The 16,586-nt window shown below is 74.6% G+C and carries 12 protein-coding genes and 1 pseudogene; 10 read left to right on the plus strand and 3 right to left on the minus strand.

Translation table 11 applies throughout. The features are described from left to right. Positions 1–165: 165 nt before the first annotated feature. The 5 genes and pseudogenes from J1792_RS19780 (at position 166) to nudC (ending at position 9,759) form a co-directional block, all read left to right on the plus strand. Positions 166–525, plus strand: a complete 360-nt coding sequence (locus tag J1792_RS19780; protein WP_372446136.1) for an MGMT family protein — start codon at positions 166–168, stop codon at positions 523–525. 197 nt (positions 526–722) lie between these two features. Next, complete coding sequence (locus J1792_RS19785) at positions 723–3,980, plus strand: ATP-dependent helicase (RefSeq protein ID WP_086571068.1); 3,258 nt, start codon at positions 723–725, stop codon at positions 3,978–3,980. Between the two features lie 31 nt (positions 3,981–4,011). Next, a pseudogene (locus J1792_RS19790) lies at positions 4,012–7,275 on the plus strand (ATP-dependent helicase). 68 nt (positions 7,276–7,343) lie between these two features. Further along, entirely contained in the window at positions 7,344–8,744 is a 1,401-nt protein-coding gene (locus J1792_RS19795; protein WP_207247922.1) for a dipeptidase, read from the plus strand. A gap of 85 nt (positions 8,745–8,829) precedes the next feature. Next, positions 8,830–9,759 carry an NAD(+) diphosphatase gene (nudC, locus tag J1792_RS19800; RefSeq protein ID WP_086574139.1) on the plus strand — a complete coding sequence of 310 codons (930 nt, stop codon included), beginning with the start codon at positions 8,830–8,832 and terminating at the stop codon, positions 9,757–9,759. Between the two features lie 7 nt (positions 9,760–9,766). On the opposite strand, the gene J1792_RS19805 is transcribed toward nudC, so the two are convergent. Further along, complete coding sequence (locus J1792_RS19805) at positions 9,767–10,009, minus strand: mycoredoxin (protein WP_086574137.1); 243 nt, start codon at positions 10,007–10,009, stop codon at positions 9,767–9,769. Positions 10,010–10,170: 161 nt separating this feature from the next. Here J1792_RS19805 and J1792_RS19810 point away from each other — a divergent pair, with 161 nt between their 5' ends. The 5 genes from J1792_RS19810 to J1792_RS19830 all read left to right on the plus strand — a co-directional run bounded on the left by J1792_RS19810 (position 10,171) and on the right by J1792_RS19830 (position 13,963). Beyond that, a complete protein-coding gene (locus J1792_RS19810) occupies positions 10,171–12,387 on the plus strand; it encodes an ATP-dependent DNA helicase UvrD2 (protein ID WP_086574134.1) in 2,217 nt (738 codons plus the stop codon). A 152-nt stretch (positions 12,388–12,539) separates the two neighbouring features. Further along, complete coding sequence (locus tag J1792_RS19815; RefSeq protein ID WP_179199080.1) at positions 12,540–12,833, plus strand: hypothetical protein; 294 nt, start codon at positions 12,540–12,542, stop codon at positions 12,831–12,833. A gap of 130 nt (positions 12,834–12,963) precedes the next feature. Continuing rightward, on the plus strand, positions 12,964–13,335 hold the full coding sequence (locus tag J1792_RS19820; protein WP_086574142.1) for a WhiB family transcriptional regulator: 372 nt from the start codon (positions 12,964–12,966) through the stop codon (positions 13,333–13,335). Further along, positions 13,332–13,649, plus strand: coding sequence for a putative WhiB-interacting protein (locus J1792_RS19825; RefSeq protein WP_086574129.1), 318 nt, complete (start codon positions 13,332–13,334; stop codon positions 13,647–13,649). The genes J1792_RS19820 and J1792_RS19825 overlap by 4 nt, the downstream gene beginning before the upstream one ends. Positions 13,650–13,765: 116 nt before the next feature. Beyond that, entirely contained in the window at positions 13,766–13,963 is a 198-nt protein-coding gene (locus J1792_RS19830) for a hypothetical protein (RefSeq protein ID WP_372446137.1), read from the plus strand. Positions 13,964–13,981: 18 nt separating this feature from the next. On the opposite strand, the gene J1792_RS19835 is transcribed toward J1792_RS19830, so the two are convergent. Both J1792_RS19835 and J1792_RS19840 read right to left on the minus strand, forming a co-directional pair. Beyond that, on the minus strand, positions 13,982–15,346 hold the full coding sequence (locus J1792_RS19835) for an ABC1 kinase family protein (RefSeq protein WP_086574125.1): 1,365 nt from the start codon (positions 15,344–15,346) through the stop codon (positions 13,982–13,984). Between the two features lie 50 nt (positions 15,347–15,396). Continuing rightward, entirely contained in the window at positions 15,397–16,542 is a 1,146-nt protein-coding gene (locus tag J1792_RS19840; RefSeq protein ID WP_242646314.1) for a TOMM precursor leader peptide-binding protein, read from the minus strand. Positions 16,543–16,586 lie beyond the last annotated feature (44 nt).

Below are 16,586 nucleotides of genomic sequence, written 5' to 3' on the forward strand. Positions count from 1 at the left end.
GTGGCATGACCCGGCCGGGCAAGGGGGTATCAGGGTGCATTTCGGGGGCGCGGACTCCGGATCGTACGCCCTGTAGTGCCGGGACGCACTCTGGGTGATCTTGTGGAATGTCCGGCTCCGGTCGGTGCGGAGGGTGCTGTCGGTGGTCTGCGGCAGTATGGACCGGTGACCGACCTTCCCGAAGACACCGAGCTTCCCGAATACGCGGAGCGGGTGCTGGCCGTAGCGGAGCTGATCCCGCCCGGGAGGGTGATGACCTACGGGGACGTCGCCGAATGGCTCGGCGAGGGAGGCCCCCGGCAGGTGGGCCGCGTCATGGCGCTCTACGGCGCCGCCGTCTGCTGGTGGCGCGTCGTCCGCGCCGACGGCGTCCTGCTGCCCGGCCATGAGCTGCGCGCCCTCGAGCACTACCGCGCGGAGGGCACCCCGCTGCGGGAGGCCGGCCGGTCCGCCGACGGACACGTGCCCCGCCTGGCCCTCGCCCGGGCCCGCTGGGACGGCTCCGGTGTGACTCCGCCCACCTGACGGCCGCCGCCGCCCGAGGGCCCCGCACCCGTACTCCCCAGGCATTACCCGAACGGATGAGGCTGCCGGAGAGCCTCGGCGACTCCCGGGACGCCCTGCGCCCCACCCTCCTCCTGGCGTAGCGTCGGGGACCGCCCTCCGGCTCAGCACGGACGGCCGCACGACACCCCGCACCCCCACCAGGACCGGCAAACCACGTGAGCTCCTCTCCGCCTTCCCGCCCCGCCGCGGGCGCGTACCGTCTCGTACGCACCCCACCGGGGCCGGTGGTTCCTCCTGAGCTGGACGCGGCCCAGCGCGCGGTGGTTGAGCACCGCAGGGGCCCGCTGCTGGTGCTGGCGGGACCGGGCACGGGCAAGACCACGACGCTCGTCGAGGCGGTCGCGGAACGGGTGCGCCGCGGCACCGACCCCGAGCGCGTCCTGGTCCTGACCTTCAGCCGCAAGGCGGCGGTCGAGCTGCGCGACCGGATGGCGGCCCGGCTGGGCGGCGCCCACGGCCCGCAGGCGACCACCTTCCACTCGTACTGCTACGCGCTCGTGCGCGCCCACCAGGACGCCGGCCTCTTCGCCGAACCGCTGCGCCTGCTGTCCGGCCCCGAGCAGGACGTCATGGTGCGCGAGCTGCTCGCCGGCGAGGTCGAGCTCGGCCGGCAGGGCCGCGGCCGGGTGCGCTGGCCCGACGACCTGCGGGCCTGCCTGACCACCCGCGGCTTCGCCGACGAGGTGCGGGCCGTGCTCGCCCGCAGCCGCGAGCTGGGCCTGGGGGAACGCCACCTCGGCGACTTCGCCCGCCGCACAGGCCGTCCCGACTGGAGCGCGGCCGCCTCCTTCATGGCCGAGTACCTGGACGTGCTCGACATGCGGGGCGTCCTCGACTACGCCGAACTGGTGCACCGCGCCGTGCTGCTCGCCGAGCACGAGGACGTCGCCGCCGAGCTGGGGCGGCGCTACGACGCCGTCTTCGTCGACGAGTACCAGGACACCGACGCCGCCCAGGTGCGCCTGCTGCGCGCGCTCGCCGGCGGCGGCCGCACCCTGGTCGCCTTCGGCGACCCCGACCAGTCCATCTACGCCTTCCGGGGCGCCGACGTGAACGGCATCCTGGACTTCCCGCAGGCCTTCCCCAGGCCCGACGGCTCGGCCGCGCCGGTACGGGTCCTGACCACCTCGCGCCGCTCCGGCGCCGCCCTGCTCGCCGCGACCCGGCTGCTCACCCACCGCATGCCGCTCACCCGCCTGCCGGCCGACGCCGTCCGCGCGCACCGCGAGCTCACGGCCGTACGGGGCGGCGGCCGCGTCGAGGCGTACACCTTCCCGACCCCGAGCGCCGAGACCGACAACATCGCCGACGTCCTGCGCCGTGCCCACCTCGAGGACGGCGTCCCCTGGCACGAGATGGCCGTCCTGGTCCGCGCCGGCTCCCGCTCGATACCGGGCCTGCGCCGCGCCCTGACCGGCGCGGGCGTCCCCGTCGAGATCGACGGCGACGACCTGCCCCTGCGCCACGAACCGGCGGTGGCCCCCCTCCTGACGGCCCTGCGGGCCGTGGCGGAGGCGGCGGGCACGCCGCAGGACGAGCCCTGGCTGGACGCCGAGACCGCGCTCACCCTCCTCACCTCGCCGCTGGGCGGCATGGACGGCACCGACCTGCGCCGACTGGGCCGCGCCCTGCGCGAGGAGGAACGGGCCGCGGGCGAGGCCGTCCCCCGCCCGTCGGACACCCTCATCGCCGAGGCCCTGGCACAGCCCGCGCGCCTGGTCGCACACGACCCGGCGTACGCGCGCGGCGCCCAGCGCCTCGGCGCACTCCTGCACACCGCCCGCGCGCTCCTCGCCGACGGCGGCACCGCCGAAGAGGCCCTGTGGGCGCTGTGGGACGGCACCCCCTGGCCCGGCCGCCTGCAGCGCGCCGCCCACCGCGGCGGCGCCGCCGGCCGCAACGCCGACCGCGACCTGGACGCCGTGTGCGCCCTCTTCGAGACCGCCGCCCGCGCCGAGGAGCGCACCGGCGGCCGCGGCGCCCTGAACTTCCTCGACGAGCTCGACGCCCAGGACATCGCCGCCGACACCCTCACCCGCCGGCCCGTGCGCCCCGACGCCGTACGGCTGATGACCGCCCACCGCTCCAAGGGCCTCCAGTGGCGGCTCGTGGTCGTCGCCGGCGTCCAGGAGGGCCTGTGGCCCGACCTGCGCCGCCGCGGCTCGCTGCTCGAGGCCGACCGCATCGGCCGCGACGGCCTCGCCGAGCCGCTGAGCCCCAAGGCACTCCTCGCCGAGGAGCGCCGGCTGTTCTACGTGGCCGCCACGCGCGCCCGCGAGCGCCTCGTGGTCACCGCCGTCAAGGCGGCCGCCGAGGACGGCGACCAGCCCTCCCGCTTCCTGACCGAACTCGGCGCCCGGCCCGTCGACGTCACCCAGCGCCCCCGCCGCCCCCTGGCCGTCGCCGCGCTCGTCGCCGAACTGCGCGCCACCACCGTCGACCCCGCCGCTTCGGACACCCTGCGGGCCGCCGCCGCCGAGCGGCTCGCCCACCTGGCCGCGCTGCGCGACGAGGAGGGCATGCCGCTGGTCCCCGCCGCCCACCCCGACCGCTGGTGGGGACTGGCCGAGCCGACCCACACCCCGGCGCCGCTGCGCGACCCCGAGGACCCGCTCGCGCTGTCCGGCTCCGCCCTGGGACAGCTGACCGACGGCGGCTGCTCGCTGCAGTGGTTCCTGGGCCGCGAGGTGAAGGCGGACGCCCCCGCCACCGCCGCCCAGGGCTTCGGCAACGTCGTCCACGTCCTCGCCGACGAGGTCGCCTCCGGGCGCACCCCGGCGGACCTCGCCGTCCTGATGGAGCGGCTGGAGTCCGTCTGGGACTCGCTCGCCTTCGACGCGCCCTGGAAGTCCCAGCAGGAGAAGGAGAACGCCCGCGCCGCCCTCGAGCGCTTCCTGCGCTGGCACGTCATGGAGCGCGGCCGGGCCGCCGTGGCCACCGAGCACCCCTTCGACGTGACGCTCAAGGCCCAGCAGTACCTGGTCCGCATCCGCGGCTCCATGGACCGCGTGGAGCGGGACGCCGAGGGCCGCGCGTACGTCGTCGACTTCAAGACCGGCAAGGGCGCGGTCTCCGCGAACGACGTCGAGCGCCACCCCCAGCTGGCCGTCTACCAGCTCGCCGTCGAGGAAGGCGCCGTGGACGACCTCTTCGCCGGCGAGCGCCCGCGCGCCGGCGGCGCCGAGCTCGTCCAGCTGCGCCAGGGCGCGAACCGCAAGGAAGGCGGCGAGGCCCTGCCCAAGGTGCAGGCGCAGCGGCCCCCGGAGGGCGAGTGGGTCGGCGAGCTCCTCGCCGAGGCCGCCGGCCGCGTCCTCGAGGAACGTTTCAGCCCCCGCCCCGGACAGCACTGCGCCCACTGCTCCTTCCGCGCCTCCTGCACGGCCCGGCCCGAGGGCCGCCAGATCGTGGAGTGAGGTGTCAGTGCCCCCCGCTAGCGTTTCCGGTGTGACCCCGCGCCTGACCGACCCCGAGCAGCTCAAGGAGCTCCTCGGCATCCCCTTCACCCCGGAGCAGACGGCCTGCATCACCGCGCCGCTCGCCCCGCAGGTCATCGTGGCCGGCGCCGGGTCCGGCAAGACCACCGTCATGGCCGCGCGCGTGGTCTGGCTCGTCGGCACCGGACAGGTCGCCCCCGAGCAGGTCCTCGGCCTGACCTTCACCAACAAGGCGGCCGGCGAGCTGGCCGAGCGCGTGCGCCGGGCCCTGGGGGAGGCCGGCATCGCCCCCGGCGAGCCGCAGGACGACGCCGCCGCGGGCGGCGAGCCCCAGATCTCCACCTACCACGCCTTCGCCGGCCGCCTCCTGAAGGAACACGGCCTGCGCATCGGCCTCGAGCCCACCGCCCGCCTCCTCGCCGACGCCACCCGCTTCCAGCTCGCCGCCCGCGTCCTGGCCGCCTCCCCGGGCCCGCACCCCGCGCTCACCCGCTCCTTCGCCGACCTGGTCGCCGACCTCCTCGCCCTCGACGGCGAGCTGTCCGAGCACCTCGTCACCCCCTCCCGGCTGCGCGCCCACGACCGCGAGCTGCTGACCGCCCTCGAAGGCGCCCGGCTCACCAACGCCGACCTGCGCAAGGTGCCCGACGCCGCCCGCGCCCGCCTGGAGCTGCTCGGCCTGGTCGAGGCGTACCGCCGCGAGAAGAACCGCCGCGACCTCCTCGACTTCGGCGACCAGATCGCCCTGTGCGCCGAGCTCGCCCGCACCCGCCCCGAGGTCGGCCGCATCCTCCGCGAGCAGTTCGCGGTCGTCCTCCTCGACGAGTACCAGGACACCTCGGTCGCCCAGCGCATCCTCCTGGCCGGCCTCTTCGGCGGCGGCACGGGCCACGCGGTGACCGCCGTCGGCGACCCCTGCCAGGCCATCTACGGCTGGCGTGGCGCGTCCGTGGCCAACCTCGACGACTTCCCCGCCCACTTCCCCACGCCGACGGCCGCCCGGCCCGCCGCCACACCCTCAGCGAGAACCGCCGCAGCGGCGGCCGCCTCCTCGACCTCGCCAACGCCCTCGCCGCCCCCTGCGCGAGCGCCACGCGGGCGTGGAGGCCCTGCGCCCCGCCCCGGGCGCCGAGCGTGACGGCGTGGTGCGCTGCGCCCTGCTGCCCACCCACGCCCAGGAGCTGGACTGGCTCGCGGACCGCCTCGCCCACCTGGTGCGCACCGGCACGCGCCCGGGCGACATCGCCGTCCTGTGCCGCACGGCCACGGACTTCGCCGAGATCCAGGCCGCCCTGGTCCGGCGCGAGCTGCCCGTCGAGGTCGTGGGCCTGTCCGGGCTGCTCCACCTCCCCGAGATCGCCGACCTGGTGGCGGTCTGCGAGGTCCTCCACGACCCCACCGCCAACGCCTCCCTGGTCCGCCTCCTGACCGGCCCCCGCTGGCGGATCGGCCCCCGCGACCTGGCCCTGCTGGGCCGCCGCGCCCGCACGCTGGTGCCCTACGCCGGCGCCGGCACGGACCCCGAGCGCCGCCTGGCCGAGGCGGTGGAGGGCGTCGACCCCGCCGAGGTGATCTCCCTGGCGGACGCCCTCGACACGTTCCTCGCCGCCGACGCCCCGGACGACGGCCTGCCCTTCTCGCCCGAGGCCCGGGTCCGCTTCGCCCGCCTGGCGGCCGAGCTGCGCGACCTCAGGCGCGCCCTGCCCGACCCCCTGATGGACGTGCTGCACCGCGTCCTGGCCACCACGGGCCTCGAGGTCGAGCTGGAGGCCTCCCCGCAGGCCCTGGCGGCCCGCCGCAGGGAGACCCTCAAGCAGTTCCTCGACATCGCCGCGGGCTTCGCGGCCCTGGACGGCGAGACGACGCTCCCGGCGTTCCTGGGCTTCCTGCGCACGGCGGCGCAGTACGAGAAGGGCCTGGACAGCTCGCTCCCCGGCGGCGACAACACCGTCAAGATCCTCACGGCGCACAAGTCGAAGGGCCTCGAGTGGGACGTCGTGGCCGTCCCCGGCCTGGTCGCGGACAGGTTCCCGAGCACCAAGGGCGCAGACTCCTGGACCGCGCACGCCAAGGTCCTCCCGCACGTCCTGCGCGGCGACGCGGAGACCCTGCCCGGCGTGGAGACGTGGGACGGCAAGGGCCTGAAGGCGTATCAGCAGGCGATGAAGGACCACAAGGCCACCGAAGAGCTGCGCCTGGGCTACGTGACCTTCACCCGCCCCCGCTCCCTCCTGCTCGCCTCCGGCCACTGGTGGGGCCCCGCGCAGAAGAGGAAGCGCGGCCCCTCCGACTTCCTGGAGCGCCTGCGCGCGCACTGCGAGGCCGGCCACGGCGAGATCGACGCCTGGGCCCCCGTCCCGGGGGAGGACGAGACGAACCCGGCCCTGGAGGAGTCGGCGAAGGACCACGCCTGGCCCCTGCCCCTGGACCGGGCCGCCCTGGCCCGCCGCCGGACGGCGGCGGACGCGGTGCTGGCCCGCCTGAACGACGACCGCGGGCCGGACGCGGCCGACGAGCGGGCGGACGAGCCGGGAGAGGCTTCCCCTATCTCGCCCCTCACCCCGGAGGAGGCCCGTGCGGTCGCCTCCTGGGACCGCGACCTCACCGCCCTGGCGGGCGAGCTCCGGCGCGCCCGCGCCACGGTGCGCGACATCGTCGTACCCCCGCCCTGAGCGCTTCCCAGCTGGTCCGCCTGGCCGCCGACCCGGACGGGTTCGCCCGCGACCTGGCCCGCCCCATGCCCCGCCCCCGCAGCCCGCGGCCCGCAGGGCACCCGCTTCCACGCCTGGGTGGAGTCCCGCTTCGAGGCCCTCCCCTTCCCCTCCTGGGCCCCGACGAGCTCCCCGGCGGCCCCGAGGACGACCCGGAGATCGCCGACGAGCGCGACCTGGCCGCGCTGAAGGAGGCCTTCGAGCGCACCCCGTACGCCCGCCGCACGCCGTACCGCGTGGAGGTCCCCTTCCAGCTCACCCTCGCCGGCCGCCTGATCCGCGGCCGCATCGACGCGGTCTACCGGACCGGCACCGCCGGCGCGGAGACCTACGAGATCGTCGACTGGAAGACCAACCGGGCCCACGATGCCGACCCCCTCCAGCTGGCGGTCTACCGCCTGGCCTGGGCCGAGCGGCACGGCCTGCCGGTGTCCTCCGTCACGGCGGCGTTCGTCTACGTCCGCGACGGCGAGACGGTCCGCCCGGCCGGTCTGCCGGACAGGGCCGGGCTGGAGCGCATCCTCCTCGGCGACGGCGCCGCCCTCCCGGAGGAGACGGTGTGACCCCCGCGGGTGGCGGTGTGACCAAACCCGGTCCCGGTCACACCACGTGTGCGGATAGGCTCGATGTCATGAGCAACACCCCGGACAGCGCCGTCCGCACGTACATCGACGCCCATCGCGCCGCCTTCCTCGACGACCTCGCCGAGTGGCTGCGCATCCCGTCCGTGTCGGCCGACCCGGCCCGTGCGGGGGACGTACGGCGCAGTGCGGAGTGGCTCGCGGCGAAGCTCGAGGAGACGGGCTTCCCGACGGCGGAGGTCTGGGAGACGGACGGCGCCCCGGCGGTCTTCGCCGAGTGGCCCTCCGGCGACGAGAACGCCCCCACCGTCCTGGTCTACGGCCACCACGACGTCCAGCCGGCCGCCCGCGAGGACGGCTGGCACACGGACCCGTTCGAGCCCACGACGGTCGACGGCAGGCTCTACGCGCGCGGCGCCGCCGACGACAAGGGCCAGGTGCTCTTCCACACCCTGGGCGTGCGGGCCCACCTCGCGGCCACCGGCCGCACGGCCCCGGCCGTCAACCTCAAGCTCCTGATCGAGGGCGAGGAGGAGTCCGGCTCGCCGAGCTTCCCCGCCCTGATCAAGGCCCGCGCCGACCGCCTGGCCTGCGACGCCGTGATCGTCTCGGACACCGGCATGTGGTCCGAGGACACCCCGACGGTGTGCACGGGCATGCGCGGCCTCACCGACTGCCAGATCGACCTCCGCGGCCCGGACCAGGACATCCACTCCGGCTCGTTCGGCGGCGCCGTGCCCAACCCCGCGCTCGAGGCGGCGCGCCTGGCCGCCGCGCTGCACGACGAGAACCGCCGCGTCGCCATCCCCGGCTTCTACGACGGCATCGTCGAGCTGACCGACGCCGAGCGCGAGCTCTTCGCGGAGCTCCCGTTCGACGAGGAGCGCTGGCTGCGCACCGCCCACTCGCACGGCGCGCTCGGCGAGGACGGCTACAGCACCCTCGAGCGGATCTGGGCCCGTCCGACGGCCGAGGTCAACGGCCTGGGCGGCGGCTACCAAGGCCCCGGCGGCAAGACGATCGTGCCCTCGTCCGCCCAGCTCAAGCTCTCCTTCCGGCTCGTCGCCGGACAGGACGCGGACCGCATCCAGCAGGACGTCCGCGACTGGGTGGCGGCCCGCCTGCCGGAGGGCATCCGGCACGAGGTGACGTTCTGGGGCGCGACCCGCCCCTGCCTCACCCCCCTCGACCACCCGTACCTGCGCTCGGTCGTGCGGGCCATGGGCCGCGCCTTCGGGCAGAAGATCCGCTTCACGCGCGAGGGCGGCTCCGGCCCCGCCGCCGACCTGCAGGACGTCCTCGGCGTCCCGGTGCTGTTCCTGGGCATCTCGGTGCCCTCGGACGGCTGGCACGCGCCGAACGAGAAGGTCGAACTGGACCTGCTCATGAAGGGCGTGGAGACCGCCGCGTACCTGTGGGGCGACCTCGCCGGGAACGCGCCCGCCCGCTAGCACGCGAAGTACGCGCCGGCGGGCCCGCGTGCGCGCCGGCAGGCAGAGGCAAGACACCATTCCGTAGGGGGAGTTGGAAGCAGCCGTGACCACCTGGACCGAATACGCGGCCGAACGGCCGATCACGCTCAGCGGTGCGAGCGGCATCGACCGCGCCGCGCACCACCGCCTCGACGAGGCCTGGCTCTCCGCGGCGTGGAGCCACCCCTCGACGCGGGTCTTCGTGGTCTCCGGCGGTCAGGCGCTGATCGACGACACCCCCGACGGCCGCACCGAGCTGGTGATGACGCCCGCGTTCGAGGCGCCCGTCACCGAGACCCACCGCTACTTCCTCGGCCAGGACGAGGACGGCGTCGCCTACTTCGCCCTGCAGAAGGACGCCCTGCCCGGCCGCATGGACCAGTCGGCGCGCCCGGCGGGCCTGCGCGAGGCGGGCCTGCTGCTGTCCCCGCGCGACGCGGGCCTGCTCGTGCACGCCGTCGCCCTGGAGAACTGGCAGCGGCTGCACCGCTTCTGCTCGCGCTGCGGCGAGCGCACGGTCATCGCCGCGGCGGGCCACATCCGCCGCTGCCCGGCCTGCGGCGCCGAGCACTACCCCCGCACCGACCCGGCCGTGATCATGCTGGTGACGGACGACCGGGACCGCGCGCTGCTGGGCCGCCAGATGCACTGGCCGGAGGGCCGCTTCTCGACGCTCGCGGGCTTCGTGGAGCCGGGCGAGTCCATCGAGCAGGCGGTGCGCCGCGAGGTGGCCGAGGAGGCGGGCGTGACCGTCGGCGACGTGGAGTACGTCGCCAGCCAGCCCTGGCCCTTCCCGTCCAGCCTGATGCTGGGCTTCATGGCGCGCGCCACGTCCGCGGACATCCAGGTGGACGGCGAGGAGATCCACGAGGCGCGCTGGTTCTCGCGGGACGAGCTGCGGGCCGCGTTCAAGACCGGGGAGGTCCTGCCTCCCACCGGCATCTCGATCGCGGCCCGTCTGATCGAACTCTGGTACGGCGAACCACTGCCGTAGCGGGAGCTCAGACCCCGATCTTGGCCTTCACCTGGGCCAGCGAGGGGTTGGTGAGCGTGGAGCCGTCCGCGAAGAGAACGGTGGGGACCGTCTGGTTTCCACCGTTCGCCTTCTCCACGAAGGCCGCCGAGTCGGCGTCGAGCTCGATGTTGACCTCGTTGTACGTGATGCCCTCGCGGTCCATCTGGCTCTTCAGACGGCGGCAGTAGCCGCACCACGTCGTGCTGTACATCGTCACGCTGCTCGACATGCGACCCGCGCTCCTTTTCCTGGCTTTTGCTCGGTGTAATTCCGGAAGGAGAACACGCGGCCCCCCTGCCGCCATTCCCACCGGTCGTATCAGTACGACAATACGGGCCCGGCTGTGGACGACATTCCCGGTCGCCTCCGCGAACCTGGCAGCATGGCGGGGTGACAGCAGCAACGCACTCCACCCTCTTCCCCCAGGTGCCGGCCTCCGCCGACGCGGTGCTCGACGGGCTCGACCCCGAGCAGCGCGAGGTGGCCACGGCCCTGAGCGGGCCGGTGTGCGTGCTGGCCGGCGCCGGTACGGGCAAGACGCGCGCGATCACCCACCGTATCGCCTACGGCGTGCGGTCCGGGGTGCTGCAGCCCGCGAGCGTGCTCGCGGTCACCTTCACCAACCGCGCGGCCGGCGAGATGCGCGGCCGGCTGCGCCAGCTCGGCGCGGGCGGCGTCCAGGCCCGTACGTTCCACTCCGCCGCCCTGCGTCAGCTGCAGTATTTCTGGCCCAAGGCCGTCGGCGGGGACATGCCCCGGCTGCTGGAGCGCAAGGTGCAGGTCGTCGCCGAGGCGGCGGCCCGCTGCCGCGTCCGCCTCGACCGCAACGAGCTGCGCGACGTGACCGGCGAGATCGAGTGGGCGAAGGTCACCCAGACCGTCCCGGAGGACTATCCGGCCGCCGCCGCCAAGTGCGGCCGGGAGGCCCCACGCGACCCCGCCGAGATCGCCCGGGTCTACGGCATGTACGAACAGCTCAAGCGCGAGCGCGGCACGATCGACTTCGAGGACGTCCTGCTGCTGACGGTCGGCGTCCTCCAGGACCGGCACGACATCGCCGAGACCGTGCGCCGCCAGTACCAGCACTTCGTGGTCGACGAGTACCAGGACGTCAGCCCCCTGCAGCAGCGGCTGCTCGAGCTGTGGCTGGGCGACCGGGACACGCTGTGCGTCGTCGGCGACGCCAGCCAGACGATCTACTCCTTCACCGGCGCCACCCCCGACCACCTCCTCAACTTCCGCGTCCGCCATCCGAACGCCACGGTGGTCAAGCTCGTCCGGGACTACCGCTCCACCCCCCAGGTGGTGCACCTGGCCAACGGCCTGCTCTCCGCCGCCCGCGGCCGGGCCGCCGAGAGCAGGCTGGAGCTGATCTCCCAGCGCGACGCCGGCCCCGAGCCGGTCTTCGCCGAGTACGCCGACGAGCCCGCCGAGGCCGAGGGCACCGCCCGGCGCGTCAAGGAGCTCATCGCCTCCGGCGTGCCCGCCAGCGAGATCGCGATCCTCTACCGCATCAACGCCCAGTCCGAGGTCTACGAGCAGGCCCTCGCCGACATCGGCGTGCCCTACCAGCTGCGCGGCGCCGAGCGGTTCTTCGAGCGGCCCGAGGTGCGCGAGGCCGGGCTGCTGCTGCGTGGCGCCGCCCGCGCCGGCCACCACTCCGACCCCCAGCTGGCCGGCGCCGAGGACGTGCCGGCCCAGGTGCGGGCCGTGCTCAGCACCCGGGGCTGGACGCCGGAGCCGCCGGCGGGCTCGGGTGCGGTGCGGGACCGCTGGGAGTCGCTGGCGGCCCTGGTGCGGCTGGCCGAGGACTTCGTGCGGGCCCGCCCCCAGGCCACGCTCTCCGACCTCGTCGCGGAGCTGGACGAGCGGGCGAGCGCCCAGCACGCGCCGACCGTCGAGGGTGTGACGCTGGCCTCACTGCACGCCGCCAAGGGCCTGGAGTGGGACGCCGTCTTCCTGGTCGGTCTGGCCGAGGGCATGATGCCGATCACCTACGCCAAGACCGACGAGCAGGTGGAGGAGGAGCGCAGGCTCCTCTATGTCGGCGTCACCCGCGCCCGGGCGCACCTCTCCCTGACCTGGGCGCTGTCCCGTACCCCCGGCGGCCGCCCCTCCCGCCGGCCCACGCGCTTCCTGAACGGGCTGCGGCCGGGCTCGGCGGCCCCCCGCCCCGGCGGGCTCTCCTCCGGCGCCGGCCCGGGCGGCCGGGGCGGCGTCGAGCGCGGCGGCGGCCGGGCGCGGCGCGGTCCGGCGCGCTGCCGGGTCTGCGGGCGGACCCTGACCGACGCCGGTGAGATCAAGCTCATGCGGTGCGAGGACTGCCCCTCGGAGCTGGACGAGGCGCTCTACGAACGCCTGCGCGACTGGCGGGCCGAGCAGGCCCGGATCCTGGGCCAGCCCGCCTTCTGCGTCTTCACCGACAAGACCCTGCTCGCGATCGCCGAGGCCGTACCGGGAACCGAATCGGAGCTGGCGAGCATCTCTGGAGTCGGAGGACGCAAGCTCGGCAGGTTCGGAGCCGACGTCCTCGCCCTGTGCGCAGGCGACGAGCCGGCCTCGGAAGACGTGTCCCAGGACACGTCCGAAGAATCTCCGGAAAAATAGTTTGCGCGCGCGGACGGCATACCCATAGCCTTCCGAGCAGGGAGACGACGGCTCTGCGGTACTACCGGGATTCGTTGGATCCGTGCTGTACTGAACCGAAGACCAGGACCGGTTTCGACCGGTCCCCGAGACGCCGAAGGGAGGCGGAGAAAATGATCAGCTTTATCGCTCTCAACAAAATGACCGATCGTCAGATCGGCTCCGCCGCCATGCTCGGCTCCTCCCTCGGCATGTTCCAGGGCACCGGTCTGTCCGGCGCCGCTCCGGCCCTGCTGGAACAGCGACCGACCAGGGCGTCCGAGGTAAAGGCAGCAGCGGTGGCACAGGCCCAGGCCTATGTCGTCGTCGCCGCGGCCAATGGCGCCGGATCCCCGAACGCACCGCAGCACCACCTTCCCAAGACGTGGGCCTTCCGTGGGCTCGAACCCTGGAGAGATCCAGCCTGATCGCGATCAGGTCGGCACCTTCCAGGGCCGCGGAACCCACACCGGGATCCGCGGCCCTTTTGTTTGCCCCCAAGCCCGGGGAAAACCAGCCCGGCCACCAGCCGGAACAACAGACGAGGAAATGAACACCGTGCAACTCAAGGCGCACACCCCGTCAGTAGCGACCGACCTGATCCCGCCGCCTGTCCCCACGGAGGACACCTTGACCCCCCTCACCTCACTGACCACCCTCACCGACCTCGACGACGCGATCGAGAACCTGGGTGGCTCGGTGCCCTGCCGCAGCTATGACCCCGAGGTCTTCTTCGCCGAGTCCCCGGCCGACGTGGAGTACGCCAAGTCGCTCTGCCAGACCTGCCCGCTGGTCGCGGCCTGCCTGGCCGGTGCCAAGGACCGCCGCGAGCCCTGGGGCGTCTGGGGCGGCGAGCTCTTCGTCCAGGGCGTGGTCGTGGCCCGCAAGCGTCCGCGTGGTCGCCCGCGCAAGAACCCGGTCACCGCATGAGCACCGCCGGCACCATCGACCGCCCCACCACGTACGACCCCACGAAGCAGGACCCGATCATGCGGCACCCGTCCGAGCCATTCGGCTCCCACGCCCCCCGTCACACCTCCGCGATCGAGTCGCGGCAGAACAGGAACCTCGAAATGCAACTCATCCCAGAAGCCATGGCCCGGGCCCATATGCAAGATCGACTGCGCGAGGCGGAGTCCCAACGGACCGCCCTGCGGCTGGTCGCCGCCCGCCGCATGCAGCGCCGCGCCGAGCGCGCCTCGCTGCGCGCCCGCCGAGCCCTGGCCATGGCCGTCATGCAGTGAACCGCCCCGGGGCCGGTCCGAACGGACCGGCCCCGCGCCGTGTTCGGGTGCGTCATCCGCACCCGGCCCGCTCCCGGGGATATCGTCTGGGAGTGGACCGGAAGACGCATAAGCCAGTGCAGTTGAACCCTGAGGCCACCGAGACCCCCGAGCCCGTCGCCTGCGCTCGTTGCGGCACCGAGGCCCCCGGGGGCACGCCGCTCCCGACCTGGATCTGCTCCGTCGAGAACGGCAGCCGCCGGTACTTCTGCGACGACTGCTCCCGCGCCAACCTCAGATCGATCGAGGGCAGACTCGACTCGTCCTGGTGGTGAGCGGGCGCCCCGGTGTCGTCAGGCGGGGGTGTCCTGGCTTCGGCTCTCCGCCGCGAACCCGGGCACCCAGGCCTCCATCTCCTCCCGCAGCCGCACCGTGGCGCCCAGCTGGCACAGCACCCCTATGGTGCTCATCGTCACCCGGTGGATCAGCAGATACGCCGGAGGAAGGTTGAGCTGCCGGGCCAGCTGGTACGCGGGGGAGCGGGGGTCGGCGATCCGCGTCGCCTGGGCGCGCATCCAGTCCCGGGTGAAGGTGAACTCCGCCACCTGCGCCGGCTCGATGATCGGCAGCAGATAGTCCAGCACCGCCCCCGGGTCGAGCTCGATCTCCGGCTTGACGAAGCCCTCGTCGCACAGCAGTTCGTGGACCGCGTCCGCCTCGCCGTCCAGCGTGAGCCGCAGCGCCGTCCCGATCTCCACGGGCAACCCCTGCGGCAGCCGGTCGACGGTGCCGAAGTCCAGCACCCCCAGACGCCACTTCTCCGGCGGCCCGTCGGGGGCGTCCCCGGTCAGCAGGCGGAAGTTGCCCGGGTGCGGATCGGCGTGCAGCAGCCCCGTACGGGCCGCGCCGGAGAAGAGGAAGCGCGCCAGCAACTGCCCGGCCCGGTCCCGCTGCTCCTGGGTGCCGTTCGCGATCACCTCGGACAGTGGCACCCCTTCGAGCCACTCCGTCACCAGCACTTGATCGCTCTGGTGCACCACGTCCGGCACGGTCACATCGCCGTCGCCGGCGAACTCCCGTGCGTGCGCCGCCTGGGCCCGCGCCTCCAGCTCGTAGTCCAGCTCCTCCGACACCCGGTCGCGCAGCTCGGTGATCAGCGGCTTGATGTCCATCCCGGGCACCAGCGGCCCCAGCAGCTTGGCGAACCGCCCCAGCTGCGTCAGATCGGAGAGCAACGCCTCACCGGCCCCCGGGTACTGGATCTTGACCGCGACCTCGCGCCCGTCGTGCCAGACCGCCCGGTGGACCTGCCCGATCGACGCCGCGGCCGCCGGCCGGTCCTCGAACTCCTCGAACAGCTCCCGCCAGTCCGGCCCCAGCCACTGGGCGAGCGCCGCGTGCACCGACTTCGTCGGCATCGGCGGCGCCGCCTCCTGAAGCTTCGTCAGCGCCGCCCGGTAGGGGCCGGCGACCTGCTCGGGCAGGGCCGACTCGAAGACGGACAGCGCCTGACCGAGCTTCATGGCGCCGCCCTTGAGCTGGCCGAGGGTCGCGAAGAGCTGCTCGGCGGTGCGCTGCTGCAGCTCCGCGGCGATGAGCTCCGCCGGCCGTCCGCCGATGCGCTTCCCCAGCCCGAGCGCCGTGCGCCCCGCGAAGCCCAAGGGCAGCGCGGCCAACTTGACGGTACGGGTGACCGCCTTGCGGGGTAGATCAGACATGCGCCCCTCCAACTAGCTGAACAGCCACGCCGCGGACGGCGGTTACCGGGTCATTGTCCCGTGCGGGACCGCGCGGACCCGGCGTGCTCCGGTCGCCCGGAGTCCGCCGCGCCGCACGGGCACCGCGGATGCGGCTCCACGGGCTGGGGGGACCAGGAGGGCCCCGGCAGGGCCAGCTCCAGCCGTTCCCCCGCGCCCGACGTGGACCCACCGTCGAGAAAGGCCAGCGCCCTCGCCACGGTCAGCCCCGCCACGACCGTGGCCAGTGCCATGTCGCAAGACGGTACCCCCGGGCCGCGGCCGGATCGCCACTGGGCGAGCATCCGGGGCCAGGCCGGATCCCGCTCGGCCCGCTCCAGCTCGAGGCATCCTGCGCACGCCGACTCTCCCGGCAGCACCAGCGGCCCCACCACGCCCGTGGCTTCCAGGACGCCCGCGTACAGGTGGGGAGTCCCGCAGGAGACGAGCTCCTGGGCCGCCGCGACGTCCGGTGCGTAGGCCGCGAGGCCGTCGCGGGGCGCGAACACCACCAGGGCCGGCGGGGAGCCGTCGTCGTCCGTACCGCCGGCTCTCGCCCTCGGGCGGGGCAGCGGCGCGGCCTGACGCACCGCCTGCCGGGCCGCGCCGTCCCGCCGCTCGCCGGTCCGCTCGGCCGCCACGCCGCCGGGCGCCACGTCCCAGGGCTCGACCCGGCCCCCGTCCAGCACGTCGACCCGCCCCACCCCCGAGGCCGCCAGCAGCGCCGCGACGGCCGCCCCGACCCGCCCGGCGCCCCGCACCCGGACCCGTACGGCCTGCCGCGCCGCCATCAGCCGCATCGCGGCACCCGGCTCCGGATGGAGCACCGACAGCGAGGCCAGGTCCGGCCGCAGCCGCTCCAGCGAACCGCCCCGGGCGCGCAGCGCGGCCGCCGCCTCCCCGCCCGCGCGCGGATCGTCGAGCAGCCCGGCCACCGCCAGCCGCCGCACCAGCGCGTCCGCCCGGCCTTCCGGCAGCCCGAAGCCGGTGGCCTTCTCGCGGAGCAGGGGCATTCCGCGCGTCCCGTCGAGCAGGCCCAGGAAGCTGCCCGTCGCGGTGTCCACCGGCCCCAGGAGCACCGCGTGCGCGGGAGCCGCGCCGAACTGCACCATGTCGCGGTTGCGCCAGGCCCGGCGCAGCGCGGGCTTGACCATCGGATGCGCGGAGTCGGGGATCATCGGCTCGGCCGGGACCGCGGGCTCCTCCGGCCGTGCGGAGTGCG

Origin of the sequence: Streptomyces triculaminicus (assembly GCF_017349075.1) — a bacterium.
In the GTDB taxonomy this organism is placed as follows: Bacteria; Actinomycetota; Actinomycetes; order Streptomycetales; family Streptomycetaceae; genus Streptomyces; species Streptomyces triculaminicus.